The 22,741-nt window shown below is 64.9% G+C and carries 24 protein-coding genes and 1 tRNA gene; 9 read left to right on the plus strand and 16 right to left on the minus strand.

Annotation, left to right across the window (positions count from 1 at the left end):
- Positions 1-15: 15 nt before the first annotated feature.
- Both HPT29_RS16735 and HPT29_RS16740 read left to right on the plus strand, forming a co-directional pair.
- Positions 16-1,188 carry an amino acid ABC transporter permease gene (locus HPT29_RS16735; protein ID WP_173949248.1) on the plus strand — a complete coding sequence of 391 codons (1,173 nt, stop codon included), beginning with the start codon at positions 16-18 and terminating at the stop codon, positions 1,186-1,188.
- 3 nt (positions 1,189-1,191) lie between these two features.
- Complete coding sequence (locus HPT29_RS16740; protein WP_173949247.1) at positions 1,192-2,304, plus strand: amino acid ABC transporter permease; 1,113 nt, start codon at positions 1,192-1,194, stop codon at positions 2,302-2,304.
- A 91-nt stretch (positions 2,305-2,395) separates the two neighbouring features.
- Here HPT29_RS16740 and HPT29_RS16745 read toward each other — a convergent pair whose 3' ends face one another.
- From HPT29_RS16745 to HPT29_RS16780, 8 genes are all read right to left on the minus strand, one after another.
- A complete protein-coding gene (locus tag HPT29_RS16745; RefSeq protein ID WP_173949246.1) occupies positions 2,396-3,691 on the minus strand; it encodes an NAD(P)/FAD-dependent oxidoreductase in 1,296 nt (431 codons plus the stop codon).
- 327 nt (positions 3,692-4,018) lie between these two features.
- Positions 4,019-4,321: a hypothetical protein gene (locus tag HPT29_RS16750; RefSeq protein WP_173949245.1), complete on the minus strand. Its 303-nt coding sequence runs from the start codon at positions 4,319-4,321 to the stop codon at positions 4,019-4,021.
- Between the two features lie 271 nt (positions 4,322-4,592).
- Positions 4,593-4,668: transfer RNA gene (locus HPT29_RS16755), tRNA-Phe, on the minus strand.
- Positions 4,669-4,771: 103 nt separating this feature from the next.
- Entirely contained in the window at positions 4,772-4,975 is a 204-nt protein-coding gene (gene yacG / locus HPT29_RS16760) for a DNA gyrase inhibitor YacG (RefSeq protein ID WP_173949244.1), read from the minus strand.
- 84 nt (positions 4,976-5,059) lie between these two features.
- Positions 5,060-5,710: a Maf-like protein gene (locus HPT29_RS16765; protein WP_173949243.1), complete on the minus strand. Its 651-nt coding sequence runs from the start codon at positions 5,708-5,710 to the stop codon at positions 5,060-5,062.
- Positions 5,711-5,815: 105 nt separating this feature from the next.
- The gene (locus HPT29_RS16770) at positions 5,816-6,703 is read right to left on the minus strand and encodes a CDP-alcohol phosphatidyltransferase family protein (protein ID WP_173949242.1); all 888 of its coding nucleotides are present in this window, start codon (positions 6,701-6,703) and stop codon (positions 5,816-5,818) included.
- Positions 6,704-6,943: 240 nt separating this feature from the next.
- On the minus strand, positions 6,944-7,645 hold the full coding sequence (locus HPT29_RS16775; protein WP_173949241.1) for a phosphatidylserine decarboxylase: 702 nt from the start codon (positions 7,643-7,645) through the stop codon (positions 6,944-6,946).
- Positions 7,646-7,699: 54 nt separating this feature from the next.
- Positions 7,700-9,613, minus strand: coding sequence for an ABCB family ABC transporter ATP-binding protein/permease (locus HPT29_RS16780; RefSeq protein WP_173949240.1), 1,914 nt, complete (start codon positions 9,611-9,613; stop codon positions 7,700-7,702).
- Positions 9,614-9,720: 107 nt separating this feature from the next.
- Here HPT29_RS16780 and HPT29_RS16785 point away from each other — a divergent pair, with 107 nt between their 5' ends.
- Positions 9,721-9,855: a hypothetical protein gene (locus HPT29_RS16785; protein WP_259060112.1), complete on the plus strand. Its 135-nt coding sequence runs from the start codon at positions 9,721-9,723 to the stop codon at positions 9,853-9,855.
- A 49-nt stretch (positions 9,856-9,904) separates the two neighbouring features.
- Here the strand turns inward: HPT29_RS16785 and HPT29_RS16790 are convergent, their stop codons facing one another.
- Positions 9,905-11,212, minus strand: a complete 1,308-nt coding sequence (locus HPT29_RS16790; RefSeq protein ID WP_173949239.1) for a LysM peptidoglycan-binding domain-containing protein — start codon at positions 11,210-11,212, stop codon at positions 9,905-9,907.
- Positions 11,213-11,341: 129 nt separating this feature from the next.
- Between HPT29_RS16790 and HPT29_RS16795 the strand changes: the two genes are divergently transcribed.
- Positions 11,342-11,950 (plus strand): LOG family protein, encoded by a 609-nt coding sequence (locus HPT29_RS16795; RefSeq protein ID WP_173949238.1) that lies wholly within the window; start codon positions 11,342-11,344, stop codon positions 11,948-11,950.
- A gap of 9 nt (positions 11,951-11,959) precedes the next feature.
- Here the strand turns inward: HPT29_RS16795 and HPT29_RS16800 are convergent, their stop codons facing one another.
- The 4 genes from HPT29_RS16800 to cysS all read right to left on the minus strand — a co-directional run bounded on the left by HPT29_RS16800 (position 11,960) and on the right by cysS (position 16,164).
- Complete coding sequence (locus HPT29_RS16800; protein WP_173949237.1) at positions 11,960-12,409, minus strand: DMT family transporter; 450 nt, start codon at positions 12,407-12,409, stop codon at positions 11,960-11,962.
- A 37-nt stretch (positions 12,410-12,446) separates the two neighbouring features.
- Positions 12,447-14,042, minus strand: a complete 1,596-nt coding sequence (gene cimA / locus HPT29_RS16805; protein WP_173949236.1) for a citramalate synthase — start codon at positions 14,040-14,042, stop codon at positions 12,447-12,449.
- Complete coding sequence (locus tag HPT29_RS16810) at positions 14,039-14,548, minus strand: GNAT family N-acetyltransferase (RefSeq protein ID WP_173949235.1); 510 nt, start codon at positions 14,546-14,548, stop codon at positions 14,039-14,041. Before HPT29_RS16810 ends, cimA begins: the two co-directional genes overlap by 4 nt.
- Before the next feature lie 146 nt (positions 14,549-14,694).
- On the minus strand, positions 14,695-16,164 hold the full coding sequence (gene cysS, locus HPT29_RS16815; protein ID WP_173949234.1) for a cysteine--tRNA ligase: 1,470 nt from the start codon (positions 16,162-16,164) through the stop codon (positions 14,695-14,697).
- Between the two features lie 293 nt (positions 16,165-16,457).
- On the opposite strand from cysS, the gene HPT29_RS16820 reads away from it, so the two are divergent.
- A complete protein-coding gene (locus HPT29_RS16820) occupies positions 16,458-16,781 on the plus strand; it encodes a hypothetical protein (RefSeq protein ID WP_173949233.1) in 324 nt (107 codons plus the stop codon).
- A gap of 13 nt (positions 16,782-16,794) precedes the next feature.
- Here the strand turns inward: HPT29_RS16820 and HPT29_RS16825 are convergent, their stop codons facing one another.
- Positions 16,795-17,685, minus strand: coding sequence for a LysR family transcriptional regulator ArgP (locus HPT29_RS16825; RefSeq protein WP_173949232.1), 891 nt, complete (start codon positions 17,683-17,685; stop codon positions 16,795-16,797).
- Between the two features lie 94 nt (positions 17,686-17,779).
- On the opposite strand from HPT29_RS16825, the gene HPT29_RS16830 reads away from it, so the two are divergent.
- Entirely contained in the window at positions 17,780-18,391 is a 612-nt protein-coding gene (locus HPT29_RS16830; protein ID WP_173949231.1) for a LysE/ArgO family amino acid transporter, read from the plus strand.
- Between the two features lie 84 nt (positions 18,392-18,475).
- On the opposite strand, the gene HPT29_RS16835 is transcribed toward HPT29_RS16830, so the two are convergent.
- Both HPT29_RS16835 and HPT29_RS16840 read right to left on the minus strand, forming a co-directional pair.
- Positions 18,476-18,982 (minus strand): CreA family protein, encoded by a 507-nt coding sequence (locus HPT29_RS16835; protein WP_173949230.1) that lies wholly within the window; start codon positions 18,980-18,982, stop codon positions 18,476-18,478.
- 21 nt (positions 18,983-19,003) lie between these two features.
- The gene (locus tag HPT29_RS16840) at positions 19,004-19,429 is read right to left on the minus strand and encodes a VOC family protein (protein WP_173949229.1); all 426 of its coding nucleotides are present in this window, start codon (positions 19,427-19,429) and stop codon (positions 19,004-19,006) included.
- A gap of 157 nt (positions 19,430-19,586) precedes the next feature.
- Here HPT29_RS16840 and HPT29_RS16845 point away from each other — a divergent pair, with 157 nt between their 5' ends.
- The 3 genes from HPT29_RS16845 to HPT29_RS16855 all read left to right on the plus strand — a co-directional run bounded on the left by HPT29_RS16845 (position 19,587) and on the right by HPT29_RS16855 (position 22,669).
- Positions 19,587-20,714, plus strand: coding sequence for a DUF2865 domain-containing protein (locus tag HPT29_RS16845; protein ID WP_173949228.1), 1,128 nt, complete (start codon positions 19,587-19,589; stop codon positions 20,712-20,714).
- 225 nt (positions 20,715-20,939) lie between these two features.
- Positions 20,940-21,911 (plus strand): ABC transporter ATP-binding protein, encoded by a 972-nt coding sequence (locus HPT29_RS16850; RefSeq protein ID WP_210272267.1) that lies wholly within the window; start codon positions 20,940-20,942, stop codon positions 21,909-21,911.
- Positions 21,908-22,669, plus strand: a complete 762-nt coding sequence (locus HPT29_RS16855; RefSeq protein ID WP_173949227.1) for an ABC transporter permease — start codon at positions 21,908-21,910, stop codon at positions 22,667-22,669. The genes HPT29_RS16850 and HPT29_RS16855 overlap by 4 nt, the downstream gene beginning before the upstream one ends.
- Positions 22,670-22,741 lie beyond the last annotated feature (72 nt).

A 22,741-nucleotide genomic window follows, 5' to 3' on the forward strand; every position in this document is an offset into this window, starting at 1 on the left:
CCGGAAAGGATCATCATGCGCGCCGATGCGATGAGTGGGACGAGACTTCTCTACAATCTGCGGTTCCGTGCCATTCTCTATCAGGTGATCGCCGTCGCGGGCATCGTCCTTCTGGGATTGTATCTGTTCTCGAACGTGTCGCAGAAGCTCGCGGAGCAGAACATTGCGACGGGCTTCGGCTATCTCAGCCGTGAAGCAGGCTTCGTGATCAGCCAGACCCTGATCGACTACAAGCCCACGGACACCTATGGACGTGCGATCCTGGCCGGAATCGTCAATACGGTCTGGGTCTCGGCCTGGAGCGTCGTTCTCGCGACGATCCTCGGGCTTGTCGTGGGCATCGCCCGCCTCTCCCGCAATCCGCTGCTGGCCTTCTTGGCTTTCCTCTATGTCGAGGCGCTTCGCAACGTGCCTCTGCTTCTCTATCTCTTCCTCTGGTATGCCTTGATCGTCACGAGCCTGCCGTCCGTCCGGGAAGCATGGGAGATTCTGCCGCACGTCTTTCTCAGCAACAGCGGCCTGACCGTGCCGTCCCTCGTGTGGACCAGCGCGCACACGACCGTTCTTCTGGCGCTCGTCTTCGGCGGTATCCTGGGTGTCATCTTTCACCGCCGGGCGACCGCCGAGCGGATCAGAACCGGCAACGTACGAGCCCTGTGGCCCTGGATCGTCCTGGCGGTTCTGCTCCCGCCGGTTCTCGCGCTTCTGCTCGTGCAACCCGACTTTGCGGTCGACCTTCCGGAAAAGGGACGCTTCCGTCTGACGGGCGGTGCCCAGCTCAGGCCGGAATTCACCGCCCTTCTCGTCGGCCTTGCTCTGTCCGCGTCAGCCGGCATCGCCGAGATCGTGCGGAGCGGCATTCTCTCCGTACGCAAGGGTCAATGGGAGGCTGCCCGTGCGCTGGGTCTGCGGGACGGATTGACCATGCGCCTCGTGGTCCTGCCTCAGGCACTGCGCGTCATCATCCCGCCCCTCACCAGCAGCTACCTGAGCTTGTTCAAGAACTCGTCGCTTGCGATCGCCATCGGCTATCCGGATCTCGTCATGGTATCGAACACGACCATGAACCAGACCGGCCAGGCGATCGAGGGTATCGCGATCTTCATGCTGGTCTATCTCGGCCTGTCGATCACGATTTCCGTGTTCATGAACTGGTACAACAGCCGCGTCGCGCTGAAGGAGCGTTGAGCTATGACGACCGCGACCGACATCGCCGAAGCCCAGGTCAAGATGCCGTTGCAGAGAGAGCCGGGCGTGGAGCGCCGGCTTCTGCATCGCACGCTCAAGCCTCTCTTCGGAACGCCCGTCAACGCCGTCATCACATTGGCCTGCCTGTGGATCCTGTGGCTCGGGGTGAAGGGAGCCTATGGCTGGCTCGTGACGCGGGCCGTGACCGAAGGTGGAGCCCAGGCCTGCAAGGTCGGGCATGGGGCCTGCTGGCCCTTCTACGAAGCGAAGCTTCGATTCATGATCTTCGGCGTCTATCCCTACGACGAACACTGGCGCGTGCTTCTCGCCATGGTGCTCTTCCTGGGTGCGATCGCGATCACCATGATCCCGCGCTTCTGGAACAGAAATCTCATCGCGCTTTGGGGCGTCACGATCGTGGCGACGGCGATCCTGATTGGCGGCGGCGTTCTCGGTCTGCCCTACGTGCCGACGACCCAATGGAGTGGCCTGCCTCTCTCGTTCCTGCTCTCTGCGGTCGGGCTTGCCTTGGGATTTCCGCTCGGGGTCGTCCTTGCGCTCGCCCGCTCATCGAAGCTTCCCGCCATTCGGGTGATCGCCATCGTGTTCATCGAGGTGATCCGGGGCGTGCCTCTCATCAGCATCCTGTTCATGGCGTCCGTGATGCTGCCGCTCTTCATGCCGAGCGGGATCACGGTCGACAAGCTGCTGCGGGCGCAGATCGCCATCATCATCTTCGCCGCTGCCTATATCGCCGAGGCGGTCCGCGGCGGCCTGCAGGCCATTCCGCGCGGGCAGCACGAGGCGGCGAGCGCCATGGGTCTGCATTACTGGCAGGCCATGCGTCTCGTCGTTCTGCCGCAGGCCCTGAAGATCGCCATTCCGCCGCTGGTCAACATCTCCATCGGGTTCTTCCAGGACACGACTCTCGTGACGATCATTGGCCTGCTCGACTTTCTGTCGACCGTCCGCACGGCGATGACGGATCCGAACTGGGTCGGCATCGCTGTTCTGGAGGGCTACGTCTTCGCAGCCGTCGTGTTCCTGGTGTTCTCCTACGGCATGGGCGCCTACAGCCGGTTCCTGGAACGGCGCATGCGTCTCGGCCACGACTAGCCTAGAGCACGGATCCGATGCTCAATCCCTTCCTGAGCGGCGCATCGTGCGGAAAGCCGGGGCCGCACGATGCGCTAGCGACGGACACCCTTCAGGCCGCGCGGGCCGCCCGGCGTTCCTTCGCGAGATCCATGGCCTGATAGGTCCAGTACGTGAGCTGCGCGGCTGCCACTCCAAACGGACCTCCGTTCCACGCGAGACCGAAGGGCTCGTAGCGCCGGTAACGGTCGCTCGTGCCGAGAATGCCTTCCGCGATGACGCGCCCGCCGATAGCCGTCGTGTTCATGCCGCGACCTCCGAATCCGAACACGTGCCAGACTCCGGGCTGGAGCTTCCCGATCAAAGGCATCAGGTGGCGTGCATAGGCCATCAGGCCGGACCAGGCCGTCTCCACGCGAACGCCCTCGAGCTGCGGATAGGTGGAGACCATCGTTCTGCGCATCATGTCAGCCAGGCGGCGGGGCTCCGTCGTCTGCGTGGTAATCCGGCCACCCCAGAGAAGCCGGGTTCCCCCGTCCACCAAGCGGTAGTAATCGCCCGCACGACGGTTGTCGCTGATCGCCATGGGTGTCCGGACGGCCTGGGCGATCTTCTCAGGCGCGGCCTCGGTCAGGAGCACATAAGTGGCGATCGGCAGGATGCTCCGGCGCAGGCGCGGCACGAGATTGTCCGTATACCCGCCTCCCGCCAGAACGACGTCACGGGCCCTCACCTCTCCCCGCTCCGTCCTGACGATCTTCTCGGCTCCTTCGAGATCGCAGCCGACCACGCGTGATTCTTCGAAGATTCGTCCGTTCAGGTCCTGGATCGCCTTCGCCAGGGCGCGGGCGTAGTTGAGCGGGTGGAAGTGAAAGGAGGCAGGATCGTAGAGCGCCTGATAGTATTTCGACGACCGCAGGACGTCCCTGACGGCGTCGGTCGGCATCACCTCGAGGCGGTAATCGAATTCCCGCTTCATCATCTCGCACTGGCGCGCAAGGCCGTCGGGATCATGGTATCGGAGAACGCTCATCTTGCCATAGACGCGAGCATTGTCGGTCATGCCGAGAGTGTTGAGGTTGTCTTCGACGATACGCACGCCTTCGATCGACAGCCGATGCAGAGCCTTCGCCTGGTCGGCTCCCACCATGCGGGTGATGTTGGCAAGGCTCGTCGCATAGCCAGGACCGACGAAGCCGCCATTGCGGCCGGACGCTCCCCATCCGACACGCTCCGCCTCCAGAACCACCACCGAGCGCCCTGCCCGCGCGAGTTCGAGAGCGGCCGTGAGACCAGCCAATCCACCACCCACGATGACGACGTCGGCGCTCACGGCGCCCTCAAGCGAGGAGCAGCGCGCCGCATCCGTGAGCGTGCGGGCATAGTAGGTGTCGCCATAGCCGGTCATGAAGCGCTCCGATCCTCGTGGTATGCGCGAAGCCTAGCGCATCCTGCGGAAATGTGGATCCGCCTTTCGGCCACGACCGATTGAGTCCTTTGTGCCGAAAGCTGCGGCGAGCCAGTCACTGACTGAGCTGTTCTAACTCCCACCATCTCGGTTTGCCTCTGCAGACCTGACCGCGCGCAACGCGTCATCAAGGTTCCAGGGTCGGACGAGCCTTCTCGTCAATCCATTCCATGCTCGGCTCCCGCAACGCCATCGCGATCGACGAGAGGTGATGGCCGCGATTCACCGAACACGAACTGGCGTCTGGACGTCGGCTCGATTTGCGGCTCAGAAGCTCCTGGCTGCCTTCACGTGAAAGCCCGGATACTTCGCCTCCGAGTACCCGCTGGCGTAAACACCGCCTGACGCCACAGCGGCCGCGATGATGAGGCTCAGTCCAATCCCGAGCGCCCATCCCTGCCTTTGAGACTTCCACAGGGCGAGCACGGCCGGAGCCACGCACATGCAGAACAGGATGAGGCCGAACATGAAAAATGCGTGCAGGTTGGGAGAGTGATAGATCGGCCCAACGTCGAAATCTTGCTGCCGCGGTGGCTCTCCAAGGAAGAACTGAGCAAGAAACGTGAACACGGTGCCGCCCCCAAACGATGCCAGGGAGTGTCTCCCCCCTGTTGATCATCCCCACCACTGCATAAGCTACCGCGCTTTATTGTCTCGGTCCACGTGTCGGCAGACTAATCTGTTGGTCTCTCGAATTCTGCTGGCCGGCCCGCATTCGGGCGCGGCCGAGGGAACGGTGGACGAGCCCACGGACCAGGATGGGAACCTAACGGGCAACAGCAAAGGGCAGCACCTCAACAGGCCCGCGCTTCGAACATTCGAGACATTAGGAAAAGAGAAGTGGTGCCCAGGGGCGGAATCGAACCACCGACACTGCGATTTTCAGTCGCATGCTCTACCAACTGAGCTACCTGGGCATCCGAAGCGCGGCGGAGCCGTGCGCGTCGTGGAGGGGTGTATAGTCAGACCGGGGCCGCATGTCCAGCGTCTCGGACGACAAAAATGCCGGGAATTTGCCGCTCAGGCCTCACGCCCGTCCTCGTCCTTGTCGTCTTCCTCGTTCTCGACCGCTGGGATCGCGTAGCTGCCCGACAGCCAGCGGTTCAGGTCCACGTCGGCGCAGCGCCTCGAGCAGAAGGGCCGGTAGTCCGGCTGGGCGGGCTTGCCGCAGATCGGGCACTTGCCGGAGGAAGCCAGGGGTTTGTTCTCGTTGGCGGCGTTCACATGCGCGTCCTTTCCATGCAGAGCAACTAGGTGGTTGCAGGCGCCATGCCGCGCAAGTCGGTCCGGAGGATGGGCAACCCGGCCTCAGGCCGCACTGAGCCAGCTGAAGCGGACGGGATACCCCTCCCCGTCGAGCAGGGCCGCGGCCTCGTAGAGAGGCAGGCCGACCACGTTGGAATAGGAGCCCACCAGCTTGACCACGAAGGTGCCGGCAAGGCCCTGGATGGCATAGCCGCCGGCCTTCCCGCGCCACTCGCCGGAGGCGAGATAGCGCTCGAACTCATCCCGGGAGAGACGCTTGAAACGCACACGGGTCTCCACCAGGCGCTCGCGGACCGAATCCCGCGGGGTGATCAGGCAGACCGAGGTGTAGACCCGGTGGGCACGCCCCGAGAGCAGCCTCAGGCAGCCGGCGGCCTCGTCGACGAGTTCCGCCTTGGGCAGGACGCGCTTGCCGACCACCACGACCGTATCGGCCGACAGGATGTAGGAGTCCTTCAGGTCCTCGCGCGCCCGGGCCACCTTCCGGGCCACCTCCGCCTTGGAGCGGGCGAGGCGCTTGGCCAACTCCTTGGCGCCCTCGTTCTTGAGGGGCGTCTCGTCCACATCCGCCGGCAGAAGGGCGTCCGGCTCGATGCCGGCCTGCTGCAGGAGGCCGAGCCTGCGCGGCGACGCGGAGGCGAGAACGAGCTTCGGACGCCAGCTGGGATTCGACACCTCGGAAGAAGACGCCACTTTTCTCTCCACGCTCCGGCCCCGTCGGGCCCTTCAAGGATACTCATCAAGGCAATAGCTACGCCGGGTCACAAAATGGCACCGGGCGCAGGCGAATCAAGCCGATCAGACGATGGGCGGCTCGGTGCCGGCGGACGACGGCTTCACCAGCGGGTCGTTCTTGGCCAGCGGGTCTTTCTTGGCCACCGGGTCGTTCTTGGCATCGAGCCGCTCGAGCTTGCGATAGCGCACCACGCTGACCGGGATCAGCAGCAGGAACGCCACCGTGATCAGGCTGAGCATTTCCCACGGAAAGCTGACGAGGAGGCCGAACGCCGCCACGGACAGAACGAAGATCGGCAGCACCCACTGGCGCGGCACGTACTTGCCCATCGTCTTTCCCGAATAGGTCGGGATCGTCGACACCATGAGAAACGCAATGCCCACAACGTAGACCAGGATGACCGGCCCGACGGACGAACCCTGGATGGGAACGCCGAGGAAGGAGAGGTAGAGCGGCAGAAGGGCGCTCATGGCGCCCATGGGAGCCGCCATGCCGACGAAGAAATTCTTCTTCCATTCGGGCCGGTTGGGATCGTCGATCATCACGTTGAACCGGGCCAGGCGCAGCGCCGCCGCGATGGCGAGCACGAGCGAACCGATCCAGCCCACCCGTCCGAGCTCGTGCAGGACGAAGCTGTAGAGGATCAGCGCCGGGGTGACGCCGAAGTTCAGGAAGTCTGCCAGGGAGTCGAGTTCGGCGCCGAACCGGGAGGTTCCCTTCAGAAGGCGGGCGATCCGCCCGTCGACGCCGTCCAGGAAGGCGGCCACGATCACCGCCACCACGGCCCTCTCGTATTGCCCGTCAAAGGCCAGCCGGATCGCCCAGAGCCCCAGGCAGAGGGCGATCAGGGTGATGATGTTGGGGGCGATCATCCGGAACGGAACCGGCTTGAAGAGGCGCTTGCGCGGCTCGTTCGGATCCGGGGCGAAGGGCGGGAAAAGGTCACTCATGGCAACAACCTAGCGCATCGTACGGAAAAGTGGACCCGGTTTTCCCTTTTGAAGGATGCGCTCTTCAAAAAGGCGATCGTCGGCTAAACCCCGAAAACGGCGTCCACTTTCGGGCTTGACGATGGCGGGGATCCAGCCCGAGCTCGGCCGTTTGCGAACCATGGGAGAAGCGCAGAATGCGGTCAACGGTTCCGTAAGGAAAGACCGCGGGAAGGAGGCCTTTCCCGCGGGCAAAAGGCGTCAGCCCACCCGGTACTGACGCGCGGGCTCGTTGGCGGTGAGGTCGGCCAGCACCGTCTCTCCGGCGACCGCCGTCTGGCCGAGGCCGACGAGCACCTGGGCGTCGAGCGGTACGAAGATGTCGAGACGGGAGCCGAAGCGGATCAGGCCGAAGCGCTCGCCGGTGCTCAGATGATCGCCGATCTTCACGAACGATACGATGCGCCGCGCCACGAGGCCGGCGATCTGGACCACGCCGATCTTGGTGCCGGCCGTCTCGATCACCAGGGCGTTGCGCTCGTTGTCCTCGCTCGCCTTGTCGAGCTCGGCATTGAGGAAGAGGCCCGGCGTGTAGAGGATCTGGGCAATCCGGCCGGTGACCGGAGAGCGGTTCACGTGGCAGTCGAACACGTTCATGAAGACCGAGATGCGGGTCATCGGCTCGGGCGGCAGGTCGAGCTCGGCCGGGGGCACAGCGGTGGTGATGAGATTCACTCGTCCGTCCGCCGGGGAGACCACCAAGCCTTCCCGGATCGGCGTCACCCGCGGAGGGTCGCGGAAGAAGTAGCAGACCCACACGGTCAGGATCGTCCCGATCCAGCCGAGCGGCGACCACAGCCACGCCAGCACGATCGTCGCAAACAGCGCGATCAGGATGAAGGGATAGCCCTCCTTGTGGATCGGCACGAAGATGCGGCGCATCGATTCCAGGATATCGGTCATTCTTTCACAGCCTTGAGAAGGTTTGCCAGGGGATGGCAGGCGCAGACGCTTCCGTCAACCTGCCACGCTCTCGGGGCTGCGCTCCTCCTCCTCGGCCCGCTTGAGGGTCTCGCGCGCCTGATCCGCCTCGCGCTGGCGGTTCCACATGGCGGCATAGACCCCGCCGAGGGCCAGGAGGCTCCCATGGTCGCCGCGCTCGACCACCCTGCCCTGATCGAGGACGATGATCTCGTCGGCCCCGATGACTGTGGACAACCGATGGGCGATCACCAGGGTGGTGCGCCCCCGGCTGACCCGGTCGAGAGCGTCCTGAATCTCCTTCTCGGTGAAGGTGTCGAGCGCCGAGGTCGCCTCGTCGAGGACCAGGATCGGAGGGCTTTTCAGGATCGTGCGGGCGATCGCCACCCGCTGCTTCTCGCCCCCTGACAGTTTCAGGCCGCGCTCGCCCACCGGCGTGTCGTAGCCCTCCGGCAGGAGTCCGATGAACCGGTCGATCTGGGCAAGGCGCGCGGCCTCCCTCACTTCGTCCGGACTTGCATCCCAGCGGCCGTACTGGATGTTGTACCCGATGGTGTCGTTGAACAGCACCGTGTCCTGGGGGACCATGCCGATGACCTTGCGCAGGGAGCCCTGCTGCACCTCGGCGATGTTCTGCCCGTCGATGAGGATGCGCCCGCTCGTGGGCTCGTAGAAGCGGAACAGCAGCCGTGAGATCGTCGACTTGCCGGCGCCGGACGGACCGACGATCGCCACCGTATGGCCGGCCGGAACCTCGAAGCTCACGCCCTTGAGGATCGGGCGCTCGGGAATATAGGCGAAATGCACGTCCTCGAATCGAACGACGCCCTGCGCAACCTGGAGCGGCCTGGCGCCGGGCTTGTCCTGAATCTCGGGATTGCGCTCAATGATCGCGAACATGTCGTCGATATCGATCAGGGCCTGTTTGATCTCCCGGTAGAGCATGCCCATGAAGTTCAGCGGGATATAGAGCTGCACCAGCATGGCGTTGACGAGCACGAAGCTGCCGATGGAGGCCCGCCCAGCCATGATGTCCCGGGCGGCCAGCACCATGACGATGGCCATGCCGATGGAGAAGATCACCGCTTGGCCGGCGTTGAGCACCGCCAGCGACGTGTAAGTCTGGGTGGAGGCGCTCTCGAACTTCGCCATGGAACGATCGTAGCGGGCGGTCTCGCGCTGCTCGGCGCCGAAATACTTCACCGTCTCGTAGTTCAGGAGCGAGTCCACCGCCTTGGTGTTCGCATCCGTGTCCGAATCGTTCATCTGCTTGCGGATCGAAATCCGCCACTGGGTCGCCTTGTAGGTATAGGCGAGGTAGACGACCACCATGACGAACACGACGGCGGAATAGAGCCAGTTGAACTCCCAGGCGAGCAGTCCGAGAACCAGAACGAACTCGAGGATCGTCGGCACGAGGGTCAGAACCACGAGGCGCGACAGCTCCTCAATGCCCTCGCGGCCGCGCTCCAGCACGCGGGTCAGGCCGCCGGTCTTGCGTTCCAGATGGAAGCGCAGGGACAGGCGGTGCATGTGCTCGAAGGTCTGGAGCGCCAGGTTGCGGACCGCGTGCATGGCGACCTTAGCGAAGAGGCCGTCGCGCATCTGGGTCAGGACCGCCATGAGGATGCGGGTAAGGCCGTAGATCGCGGTGAGCAGGATCGGCGCCTTCCAGAGCCAGGAGCCTGCCGTCGCGGCCGCCTCGGCTCCCTGGGCAGTGCCTCCCGTGGCCGCCACGAGCGCATCCGTGGCCCATTTAAAGGCGAACGGCGTCACCATGGTGACGCCCTTGGCTACCAGAAGCAGCCCGAAGGCGAGGAAGACGCGGCGCTGAAGGTCCGGCCGGCCGTGCGGCCAGAGATAGGGCCAGAGTTTCGTCCAGGTGGCCGCCAAGCCTTTGGGCTTTGGCGCAGCAGCGCTCGTCGTCGGGACGGCGGTGGAGGGAGGCATACGCGAGAATCCAATCGAGGTGTTAGGTCCCGATATAGGCGATTGGACGGGTGAATTCACCCCAAGTCTGTCATTGTTCCAGGTTTCAGCGGAGCACAGCGTTCCCGATGTCCCTCGATCGCTTGGAGACCGAGGAGGCCGGGCGATGGAACCCGGACGTGATGCCCGGCCTCGTGCCGGCCATCTCGATCGGAAAGGCACTGAGCCTCAAGCACGCGGGATCACCGGCCATGTGCCGGTGATGAGGTCGCGGTGGATATCCGACCGATGAGCGGTCCGGCTCAATTGCTCTCAGTTGCTCTTGGGAGCCTGATCGCCCGGCAGCACGAAGACCTGACCGGGATAGATCAGGTCTGGATTGCGGATCTGCTCCTGGTTCGCGCCGTAGATCACCGTGTAGCGAAGACCCTTGCCGTAGATCCGCTGGCTGATCCGCCAGAGATTGTCGCCACGCGACACGATGGTGGTGTTGATGTTGGGGATGACCACCGACCCGACGCTGGCCATCTGTCCTTCCGGCAGAGCGGAGGCCACCTCCCGGGAAGCAGGGGCCGACGAGCCTGCGGACGGCGACGATCCGGCAGTCTGCGGCTGAGCCGACGCGACCTGGACCGGCACGTTGAAGCCCACCTCGGCGCGGGAGCGAACCTGCCCCGAGACCGGGTCCACGTCATCGAGGCGGATCCGGTAGTCGCCCGGCCTTACGCCGCTCCCGATCGAGAACGACACCTTGCCGTCGCCGCCTGCCCCGCCCGGCGCGATGAGGCTCTCGTTGAGATAGAGGCGCACGGTCGCCCCCGGGGCAGACAGGCCGGACACGAAGAGCTTCCCCTCCTCGGCCTCGACGGTCACGATCTTGATCTCCGGCCGCGGGGCCGGTTGGGCGGGCTGCCCAGGAGCGGCTGGCGGCGGGGACACCGTCGGCGCGAGGCCGGCCTGCTGCTGTGCGGCCGGCGGAGGCGCGACCGGCTGGGTGTCAGCCGTCTTGGTGTCGGATTTCGGCTCCTCGGCCACCTTGGCCGGCGGCTCGGGGTTCGACAGCACCACCGTCGGCTGGTCCGGAGCCGTCAGGGTCACGAGGGGCCGCGTCTTGGCATCGGAGATGACAACCGTGACGCTCTGCGCCGAGCGCTGGCGGGTTCCATCCGGCGCAATGGATTGCAGCGCGACAAGATGGGAGCCGGGCGGCAGGGGCGGAGGCACGATGGCGAACAGGCCCGAGGCATCGGCCGCGGCACGGGCATGGACCTGATCGCCTCTCAGCAATTCGATCGTCGCCCCGGGAGCGGCGCGGCCGGCGATCACGCTCTCGCCGTCCGGTTCGACCCGCACGAGGTCGAAGGATGGCGCGATGGGCGTGTCCTTGGGCTTTGCCGCGGGAGCCTCGCTGGAAGCGGCCGGCTTGGCGGCTGCTTGCTGGCCCGGCCCTGGCGCGCCAGGCGTGGGAGTCTGGGCCGTTTGAGCGGGCGCGGCATTCTGGGAGGCTTCCGGCTTGCCGGACCAGGACCAGTAAAGCACCCCGAGAAGGACTGCGACAACGGCTGCAGCAGCGGCGCCAAGCAACGCGATTGTACCTTTTATTTCCCTCGGATCCGCCATGGTCTTTTCTCGAACGCGGCACTTTCGTGCATTTAAACCGTTTATCTTTCAAAAGGCTACGGCCATAAAGGACAATTAATGCTCTACGACGACTCAGCGCGGGAGGCTCCCCGCCTCCCCGAAATGCCCATGTCATCCAACAGACCGATCAAATCCATCTGCGTTTATTGCGGCTCCGGCTTCGGGGACGATCCCGTTTTCGCTGAGAATGCGGCGTTATTGGGCCGCCTCATGGCCGAACGAGAGATCAATCTCGTCTATGGCGGCGGCAATGTGGGCCTCATGGGCACTGTCGCCCAGTCCGTGCTCGATCACGGCGGTTATGTCACAGGGATCATCCCAGACTTTCTGAAATCCCGCGAGAAGCTCCTCGACGACGTGCAGGAAACCATCGTCGTTCCCGACATGCACACCCGCAAGCGCCTGATGTTCGAGAAAGCCGACGCTTTCGTGGCTTTGCCCGGCGGCATCGGGACCCTGGAGGAACTGGTCGAACAGATGACCTGGTCGCAGCTCGGCCGGCACACCAAACCGATCCTGATGCTGAGCACCAAGGGCTTCTGGAAGCCGCTTCTCACCCTGATCGCCCATATGCGCGAACAGGGCTTCATCCGCCCTGGCCTGGAGCTCAACTACCTCGTGGCGGAACGGGTCGAGGAGGTCATCCCCATGGTCGAGGATGCGGCCCGGCGGATCGGAATCGTCAGTAACGAAGAGGCGATCGAAAGCCAGTTCTAGGTCAGAGCCTCAGCCTGTACGGGACAGCACGAGCCCGCCCAGGATCATGCCTGCCGCCACCAGCCGCTGCCACGTGATCGCCTGCACGGGGAGGCCGAAGGCTCCCACCGCGTCCAGGATCAGCGCGGCGGCCACCTGGCCGAAGACCAGGGCCGCCACGGTGCTGACCACGCCGAGCTGCGGCACGCCCCAGATCACGACGGCCACATAGAAAGCCCCGAGAACCCCACCAAGCCAGGACCACCAGGGAGCCGAGCCCGCGGCGCTGCCCGAGGGCCACGCCCCGCGGAAGGCACTGATCGCCGCCAGGACGACGAAGCCGATCCCGAACGAGATGCAGGCCGCAAGCACCGGATCGCCGAGGGCCTTCGCCAGGGCCGCGTTGATCGGCGCCTGGGACGCGAGGAACACGCCGCCCAGGAGGATTCCCAAGAGCGGCAGCAGGATCGAAACGTTCATGAGGGTGCCTGCGCGCAGAAGAGCGTGGCGATCGAATCTAGAGCGACGCGCCCGCCTTCAACAGCTTGTAGACCATCGAATCCGTCAGGGCCTGGAACGATGCGTCGATGATGTTGGGGGACACTCCGATGGTGGTCCAGCGCTCGCCCGAACCATCCGTGAACTCGATCAGCACGCGGGTGACGGCATCCGAGCCGCCCTGGTAGATGCGGACCTTGTAGTCCACCAGTTCCAAGTCCTGGATCAGGTTCTGGTACTTGCCGAGATCCTTGCGCAGGGCGACGTCCAGCGCGTTCACCGGACCGTTGCCCTCCGCGGCGGAGATCAGCACCTCGTCGCCCACGCGCACCTTCACGATGGCCTCCGAGGCGGTGACGAGTTCGCCGACCGCGTTGAAGCGGCGCTCCACGTTGACGGAGAAGCGCTCCACGTCGAAGAAGGCCGGCACCTCGCCCAGCATGCGCTTGACCAGCACGTAGAACGACGCGTCCGCGCCTTCGAACGCGAAGCCCTGCGCCTCCTTGCGCTTCACCTCGTCGAGCACCCGTGCGATCCGCGCATCGCCCCTTTCGAGCGCGAAGCCGCAGCGCTTCAGCTCGGCCAGAATGTTCGACTGCCCGCCCTGGTCGGAGACGAGAAGCCTGCGCGCGTTTCCGACGACTTCCGGCTCGACATGCTCATAGGTGCGGGGATCCTTCAGCACCGCGGAGGCGTGGATGCCAGCCTTCGTAGCGAAGGCGCTCGCCCCCACGAAGGGTGCATGGCGGTTCGGCTGCCGGTTGAGGATCTCGTCCACCTGCCGTGACACATGGGTCAGCTGGCCCAGCGCGTCGTCCGTCACGCCGAGATCGAAGCGGGCCGCATAGCCGTCCTTCAGCTTCAGGGCGCCGATGAGCGTGATCAGATTGGCGTTGCCGCAGCGCTCGCCGAGCCCGTTGAGCGTGCCCTGGATCTGACGGGCGCCGGCTTCCACGGCCGCGAGCGAGTTGGCGACCGCACAGCCGCAATCGTCATGGGCATGGATGCCGAGATGCCGGCCCGGCACGACCTTGGAGACCGCCGTGACGATCTCCGTCACCTCGTGAGGAAGGGTGCCGCCGTTGGTGTCGCAGAGCACGATCCACCGCGCGCCGGCCTCGTAGGCGGTCTTCACGCAGGAGAGCGCATAATCCGGGTTAGCCTTGTAGCCGTCGAAGAAGTGCTCGCAGTCGACGAGCACCTCGCGGCCTTTCGCGCGGGCGGCCTCGACGCTCTCATGGATGCCCGCGAGGTTCTCCTCCGGGGTGGTCTCGAGCGCCACCCGCACATGGTAGTCCCACGACTTGGCCACGAAGCAGATCGCGTCCGCCTCGGCCTCGAGCAGCGCCGCAACACCCGGATCGTTCGACGCGGAACGCCCCGCACGCTTCGTCATGCCGAATGCGGTGAACTTGGCGTTCTTCGTGCGCTTCTCGGCGAAGAACGCGGTATCGAGCGGGTTCGCGCCCGGATAGCCGCCTTCCACGTAGTCGATGCCGAGCCTGTCGAGGAGCGTGGCGATCGCCTTCTTGTCCTCGAGGGAGAAGTCCACGCCGGTCGTCTGTGCCCCGTCGCGCAGGGTGGTGTCGAAGAGGGTGATGCGCTCGCGGCTCATGACGACAACTTCCTGTCTTCCTGGGGCGTCAGACGCTTTTCCATGGTGGTGGTGCCGAGCCATTCGTCGCCGAGCGGCATGGTATTGCGACGCTGCGGCTGGAAGCCGTGCTTCTGGAAGAAGGGCAGCGCATTGTCGCTGACCTCCGCCTCGAGGCGGGCAGCGCCGCGCGCGCCGGCGAGCTTCTCGACGGCGTCGTAGAGCATCGTGCCGATCCCCTGGCCGGCGGCCGCGGGATGCACGTAGAACAGATCGATCAGCTCGTTGTCCTTCAGCGCGATGAAGCCCACCGGAGAGCCTTCGACGGTGGCGATCAGGGTCAGGCTCTTCGTGAGCCTCTCGGCGAAGGAATCGTCCTCGGCGCGAGCGATCCAGGCCTCCTGCTGGCTCTCGCTGTAATCCTCGCCCGTCAGTTCGGCGATGCTCTCCTCGTAGATGTCGACGAGGAGCGGCAGATCCGCCGGCAGGAAGGGCCGGAGCCCCGGTTTCGGCAAGGCCTGTCCCATCAGCGTCTCTCTCTTGGTCGCGCACATCGCTTCGCATCCGTCGTCACCGGTCCTGTGCCGGTGATCCCGATCCCGAGGGGCGCGGCGCCTCAATGCAGCGGGATGGCCGGGACGATCCGGACCATGACGGGGAGAGACATCGTCCCTCACCGCGCCACCTCCCAGGTGGTCGTGCCGTCCTTGTTGTCCTTCACGACGACGTTCAGGGCCGCGAGCTCGTCACGGATGCGGTCGGACTCGGCCCAGTTCTTGGCCGCGCGGGCGTCCTTGCGGGCCGCGATCAGTGCCTCGACCTGTTCGGAATCGACGCCGAGGGACGCTTGCCTGCGGGCCTTCCAGGCCTCGGCCCCTTCAAGGAGAAAGCCGAGCGCCCGCAGGTTGGCGCCGAGCTCCGCGTGAGCCCCCTGCCCGTCGAGGGCATGAAGCTCCGCCAGCATCTTCGGCGTGTTGAGATCGTCCGAGAGAGCCTCGACGATGTGGTCCGACAGGAAGGCCGCCTCCCCCCTGCCCGCCAGGTCGTACCAGCGATCCAGGGTCTTCTCGCTTTCCTCGAGCCCCTTCACCGTCCAGTCGATGGGCTGGCGGTAATGGGTGCGCAGCATGTTGAAGCGCAGCACCTCGCCGGGCCAGTCCTGCAGGAGTTCGTTGATGGTGAAGAAGTTGCCGAGCGATTTCGACATCTTCTCGCCTTCGACCTGCAGGAAACCGTTGTGCATCCACACATTGGCCATGCGCGGCGTGTCGAACGCGCAGCAGCTTTGGGCGATCTCGTTCTCGTGGTGCGGGAAGACGAGGTCGATGCCGCCGCCGTGGATGTCGAAGATCTCGCGGGCCGTCGGGTCGGAGCAGGAAAGCCTTGTCTCGAAGGCCTGGATCAGGTGCTTCCAGGACATGGCCGAGCACTCGATATGCCAGCCGGGACGGCCCGGGGCTGCGATCCCGGCCGGCGACGGCCAGGCCGGATCCTTGGGGCCCGAGGGCTTCCAGAGCACGAAATCCATCGGGTCGCGTTTGTAGGGCGCCACGTCCACTCGGGCGCCGGAGAGCAGCTCGTCGAGGGAACGCTTCGAGAAGGCGCCGTATTGCGGGACATTCGGCAGGTTCTGCATGGCCGCCACCGAGAAGAGCACGTGCTCCTCGGCCACGTAGGCGGCCCCGCGGGCGATCAGCCGCTCGATGATCATCCGCATCTCGGCGATATGCTCGGTCGCTCGCGGCTCGACGAGGCGCGGAGCCTTGCCGGCCTCGTTCACCTCCTCCGGCATGAGCACGCCGAGCGCCCGGATATCGGCGTGGAACTGCTCCTCGGTCTTGCCCGTGACCACCCGGATCGCCTCGTTGTGGGGCAGGCCCGGGTAATCCCGGGCCGCGCGGGCGTTAATCTTGTCATCGACATCGGTGATATTGCGCACATACGTCACGGCTTCCGTACCGTAAACATGTCTCAACAGACGGAAGAGAAGGTCGAAGACGATGATCGGGCGGGCGTTGCCGATGTGGGCGTAGTCGTAAACGGTGGGTCCGCAGACATAGAGGCGCACGTTCTCGGGGTCGATCGGGACGAACGAGTCCTTCGACCGGGTCAGCGTGTTGTAGAGCCTCAAGCGTGCCGCCATGAAACCAAATCCCTGTCAGGCCGCAGGCCGGAGGGTGGTTTCGATCTTGGAATGAGAACGAGACGGCTCCAGCCAGCGAAATGCGCTAGCCGCAAATAATCCCGGAAATGAGGACCGTTGCCGTGTTCATGAAGCCATCAATGCCGATTCAGCCCTGGGACGTCAAGGTTTCCCATTTGGTAAGCATGTTTTATTTGCAGGGCCGCATGAAACGCGTTCCGGCCAAGCGCGTTAGAGCTTTGTTCACGCACACTCGTGGCATAATAGCCCGAGTTCAACAAAAGAGGTCTTCGATGCGCCGCGCATTCGCCATGCTCGGAATGGGTACTGTCGTGTTTTTTGCAGCCGCGTCCTTGACGCTGCTCCCCAACGGATCCCAGGCCTCTTCGACCGAAGCAACCTTCATGGTACCCGCCGCCGACGGCTATGGCGTTGCCGAGTGCCTCATCACAAACCAGGCATGTGGCCAAGTTGTGGCGAATGCCTGGTGCGAGGCCCACGGCTACGCGAAAGCCGTCTCCTACCGGCAGATCACCCCGGATGAGGTCACCGGCAACATCCAGAAGGCCTCCCTCGGACCCAAGGAGCCGCCGGTCTCCGTGACCTGCTCGAACTGACGGACGGCCCAGCTCAGGGCGCCATCGGCGCCAGCACGGCCCGGGCGGTGGTCAGCACGGCTCGGGTCAAGTCCGCCAGCAGAGGACCGACGATGCGGCTCTGCTGCCAGTACAGGGGAACATCGAGAGGCTGGGAGGGCTTTAAAGTCACCAGCCGCCCCGCCCGGAGATGGGCCTGGACCAGGATTTCCGGGTTCATGCCCCAGCCCAATCCCGCCAATGCGCCGTCCACGAAAGCCTGCGACGACGGAAGCCAATGGAGAGGCGGCTGCACTGCGCCGTCGAGCGCCTGATCCAGCCATAACGACTGCAGCCGGTCCTTCTGATTGAAGACGAGGCACGGCGCACGGGCCGCCGCGCCGGCGCTCACCCCGGCAGGAAACCATCTCTCGACGAAGCCGGGACTGGCCGTCGCCACGTAGCGCAAAGCCCCGAGGGGATGGCAGTCGCAGCCCTGGATCGGCCGTCCATGCGAGGTCACCGCCGCCACGACCTCGCCGCGGCGCAGCCAGTCCGCGCTGCAATCCTGATCGTCCAGAACCAGATCGAACAGGAATCCCTCCGTCTTCGCCATGGCCGGGATGAACCAGGTGGCGAGGCTGTCCGCATTGACCGCGATCCGCAGGGTGACCGGCTGGCCCTCCGGTTCCAGGCCGGGGAGGTTCTCGCGCAGGGAGCTTTCGAGCATGGCGACCTGCTCCACATGCCGGCACAGGCGCTGCCCTATCTCGGTCGCAAGGCAGGGCTGCCCGCGGACGACCAGAACGGCCCCAATCCGCTCCTCGAGAAGCTTGATCCGCTGCGAGACCGCCGAGGGCGTGACGTTGAGCTGCTGCGCGGCCCGGTCGAAGCTGCCGGTACGCACGACCGCAGCAAGGGCAGACAGAAGGGCATAATCCAGCATCGAATTAGAATTCCTAAATCAAGATCACTAACTTTAACTTCTCTAATTCGATCGGCTCGCCTAGGAAACGTCAAATCCCAATCGGACCCTCGACATGACCGCTCCCCTCCTCGCCGGCTTCCTTCTCGGCCTCAGCCTGATTCTTCCCATCGGAGCCCAGAATGCGTTCGTGTTGCGCGTAGGGCTGCGCGGCCAGCATGTTCTCGCCGTGTGCCTCACCTGTGCACTCTCGGATGCGGCGCTGATCCTGGCCGGGATAGCGGGTTTCGCGCAGCTCAGCGCACGGGTCCCCTGGGTGGAGACGGTTCTGCTCTATGGCGGCGCCGCGTTTCTCGTGGCTTACGGGGCGCGCAGCTTCCTGGCCGCGCTCGGGTCGGCCTCGTTAAGGCCGTCCGAGGCAGCACCGGAGAGCCTTCGCCGGGTGGTGCTCACCTGCCTGGCTTTCACCTGGCTCAACCCGCACGTCTATCTCGACACGGTGGTGCTGATCGGCTCGATCTCGACCCAGTTCGACGAAGGCAAGGGTTGGTTCGCCACCGGCGCCATGATGGCCTCCTTCACGTTCTTCTTCGCCCTCGGCTTCGGCGCGCGCTTGCTGAAGCCGCTCTTCGCCCGGCCGGTCACGTGGCGCATCCTCGACATCGGGATCGGCATCATCATGTGGGCGACGGCCGCGAGGCTGCTGTTGAATGAAGGCTCGGTTTGAAGACTCGGCAGCAGTTCAGCCACACGTCATGACCGGCACGAGGCCGGTCATGACGACCGGAATGGTTCCTATCTCCCGCCCGCCCTATTTGTTGAGCCATTCGCCGCATTTGGGCGGCACCTCGGTGCCCCAGGGCATCAGAGGAACGGTCGAAGTGGAGTTCTTGGGCGAACCTTCGATGGGCCGGTCGGAATAGACCATGTAGACCAGGGTATTGCGCTTGGCGTCGCAGCCGCGGACGATCTGCATCTTCTTGAAGATCAGCGAGCGACGCTCGCTGAACACCACGTCGCCCTGGCCGAACTTCTGCTTGAACTTCACCGGCCCCACCTGCCGGCACGAGAGCGAGATGTCGGACACTTCCTCGGCCACGCCGAAGGTGCCCGAGATGCCGCCGCGCTCCGGGGTCGTGTAGTGGCAGGCCACGCCCTCGACCACGGGATCGTCGAGCCCGTAGACCGCCAGCTTGTCGTCCGGGGTGAGCGCCCGCCAGACCGTGGACTTCTTGAAGATCAGGTCAGGCTCCTGGGCGGCGGCACCGGTCACGGCAGCCAGGGTCACGGCCAGAGCCAGGGCATTTCGAGCAAGCATCGGTTCATTCAACTCCCACGGTCAGGCTGACATGTGGGGATGGTTCCGGGCTTTGACGAGAGCCTCTTCGGCGTGATGGCTGACGATGCAGATCTTGTTGCCTTCGGGGTCGCGGAAATAGGCGCCGTAATAATCGGCATGGTAGTGCGGACGCAGGCCCGGGGCTCCCTCGTCCGTGCCACCGTTCCCCATCGCGGCGGCGTAGCAGGCGTCGACCAGGCTGCGCCTCGGAGCCAGAAGGGCGATCATCGAGCCGTTGCCCGGGCTCGGCTTCCGGCCGTCGAACGGGCGCACGACCAGGAATTGCGGCCGCCCGCCGGGCTGTCCCCAGCCGATCATGGTGTCGTCGGAGAACCGGACCTCGAGCCCCAGGGGCGCCAGCACCGCGTCGTAGAAGCCCCTGGCGCGGGTGAGGTCATTTGTCCCGATGGTCGTATGGGAGTACATGCAGGATCACTTTTCGCTGGTGCCGGTCTGAAGGGAGCTAGACAGCTTCCCTGGAAGCAGGCAAGGCGTTAATCATAATAGGGTCAAATTCCAGCGGCACATGACCAGCCTATCCAGGCATTCGACGCCGTAACGGACCGGTTCTGCGATCAGCTCAATGGCAAAGACATCTTTTCTCCGCTCCCTCATCGCCGTCGCGGCCTTCCTGGCCGCCGGCCAGGCGGCCTATGCCCAGTCGGCGCAGTGCCAGCGGTTCCAGGCCGAGCTGGCGTCCCTGGAGCGCAGCGGCGGGAGCGCGCCGACCGGCCAGATGCAGGCGCAGCGGGCAGAGATCAACCGCCTCGTCGGCTATTACCGCAACATCGGCTGCGAGCGCGGCCCGCTCGGCTTCCTGGCCGGCCCGGCCCCGGCCGAATGCGGCTCGATCGCCGGGCAGATCCGCCAGCTCGAGGCCGGCTATGCCCGTCTCGCGTCTCAGGCCGTCGACCAGAGCCAGATCGAGGCGCGCCGCCGGCAGTTGCAGGTGGCCGTCCAGCAGACCTGCTCCACCGACCAGCCGCGCGGCTTCTTCGAATCCCTGTTCGGCGCCCCGCGCCAGCAGCAGCCGCAGCAGCAAATCATGCCCGAGGGCCAGCCGATCATCGCCGATGACGGGCCACCCTCCATGGGCGGCGGCCGCCTGATTTGCGTGAAGACCTGCGACGGGTCGTTCTTCCCGCTGACTACGCCTCCGGGCGGCGGCCAGAGCGCGAACGAGATGTGTCAGGCCCTCTGCCCCGGCACGGAGACCCTGGCCTATGCCTATCCGGGCGGCGATCAGGGCCTGAACCGGGCCGCCTCCCTGTCCACGAACCAGCCCTATACGTCGCTCGCGAACGCCTTCAAGTTCCGCAAGAGCTTCGACGAGAGCTGCGCCTGCAAGAAGTCGGATGAAAGCTGGGCCGTGGTCCTGCGCAAGGCCGAGAGCATGCTCCAGCAGCGCAAGGGCGACCTGATCGTGACCGCCGAGAAAGCCGAGGAGCTCTCCCGGCCGAAGACGCAGGCGGCCCGCAAGGCCGCCGACAAGAAGGCCGACGACGAGACCAAGGAAGCGGCCGAGATCGCCGCAGCCGCTCCGACGGCCAGCAAGGAATCGGCCGGCATCGGCCCGCAATCGATCGAGACGAATGCCGTGGTCGGCCAGGGCGAAGGCTCGAAGCAGGAGGTCGAGGCGGGCAATGGCCAGAAGAAGACGGTCCGGGTGATCGCCCCGAACGTCATCCCGGTTCCGCACGCGCAGAACTGATCGCCTGACCGAAGACGGCTCCCCGTCGGTCTCAGGCCGAGCGAGCACGCACCCACGTCATGGCCGGCCTTGTGCCGGCCATCTCGACAAGATGAGGCGCGGCGCTTCAAGCAAGCGGGATTCACCGCACAAGGCCGCTGATGACGGAAGGTTGGTCGTAGCCTCCCCATTCGGGCAGGAATGCCGTCCGTTCCACCCTGCCCACGGTCATGCTATCAACCCGGCATGAAACCGCTCGATTCCCTCGAGATGCCCCGCCCGGCGGGTGCGTCCGATCCCATCATTGCCGTCTCGGGCCTCAGCAAGACCTACGCGTCGGGCTTCCAGGCCCTGAAGTCGGTCGACCTGGAGATCCGCCGGGGCGAGATCTTCGCCCTGCTCGGGCCCAACGGCGCCGGCAAGACCACGCTCATCAGCATCGTCTGCGGGATCGTCAACCCGAGCACGGGCAAGGTCACGGCGGACGGCCACGACATCATCCGCGACTACCGGGCCGCCCGCACCAAGATCGGCCTCGTTCCTCAGGAACTGACCACCGATGCCTTCGAGAGCGTATGGGCGACGGTGACGTTCAGCCGGGGCCTCTTCGGCAAGCCGCCCAATCCGGTCTATCTCGAGAGGATCCTGAAGGATCTCTCCCTGTGGGAGAAGCGCGACAGCAAGATCATGACGCTCTCCGGCGGCATGAAGCGCCGGGTCATGATCGCCAAGGCCCTGTCGCACGAGCCCAAGATCCTCTTCCTCGACGAGCCGACCGCCGGCGTCGACGTGGAGCTGCGGCGCGACATGTGGAACATGGTCCGCCGCCTTCGGGGAAACGGCGTCACGATCATCCTGACCACCCACTATATCGAGGAGGCCGAGGAGATGGCCGACCGCATCGGGGTGATCAGCAAGGGCGAGATCATTCTGGTCGAGGACAAGCACGTCCTGATGCAGAAGCTCGGCAGGAAGCAGCTGACCCTGCACCTGCAAAGCCCTCTCGCAAGCCTGCCGCCGGAGCTGCAATCCGAGAGCCTGCAACTCTCCGCCGACGGAACCGAACTCGTCTACACCTTCGACACGCAGACGCAGGAGACGGGCATTGCGGGACTTCTCCGCCGCCTGAGCGAGCACGGCATCGACTTCAAGGACCTGCAGACCTCCGAGAGCTCGCTCGAGGAGATCTTCGTCAGTCTGGTCAGGGGGCGCTCGTGAACTTTTATGCCATCAAAGCCATCTACCTGTTCGAGATGGCGCGCACCTGGCGCACGCTGATGCAGAGCATCGCCTCGCCGGTGCTCTCCACCTCGCTCTATTTCATCGTGTTCGGATCCGCCATCGGGTCGCGCATGGCCAATATCGACGGCGTGAGCTACGGCGCCTTCATCGTGCCGGGCCTGATCATGCTGTCCATCCTGACGGAGAGCATTTCGAACGCCTCCTTCGGCATCTACATGCCGAAATTCTCCGGCACCATCTACGAGATCCTGTCCGCGCCCATCTCGGCGCTGGAGACGGTGATCGGCTATGTGGGGGCGGCGGCCACCAAGTCGGTGATCATCGGCACGATCATCCTGGTCACGGCACGGCTCTTCGTGGACTTCTCCATCGAACATCCCGTGTGGATGATCGCCTTCCTGGTGCTGACCTCGGTGACCTTCAGCCTCTTCGGCTTCATCATCGGCATCTGGGCCGACAGCTTCCAGAAGCTGCAGGTCGTGCCCCTGATGATCGTGACCCCTCTGGCCTTCCTCGGCGGCAGCTTCTACTCCATCAACATGCTGCCGCCCTTCTGGCAGACGGTGGCCCTGTTCAACCCGGTGGTCTATCTCGTGAGCGGCTTCCGCTGGAGCTTCTACGGCGTCGCCGACGTGGGCGTGGCGTTAAGCCTTCTCATGACCCTGGTGTTCATGCTGATCTGCCTCGGCGCCGTCTGGTGGATCTTCCGGACGGGCTACAAGATCAAGGCCTAAAATTGCACCGCACGTCATCACCGGCCTTGTGCCGGTGATCCCGATGATGTGAGGCGCCGCGTTCGTCTGATC

The organism is Microvirga terrae (assembly GCF_013307435.2).
Lineage (GTDB): Bacteria > Pseudomonadota > Alphaproteobacteria > Rhizobiales > Beijerinckiaceae > Microvirga > Microvirga terrae.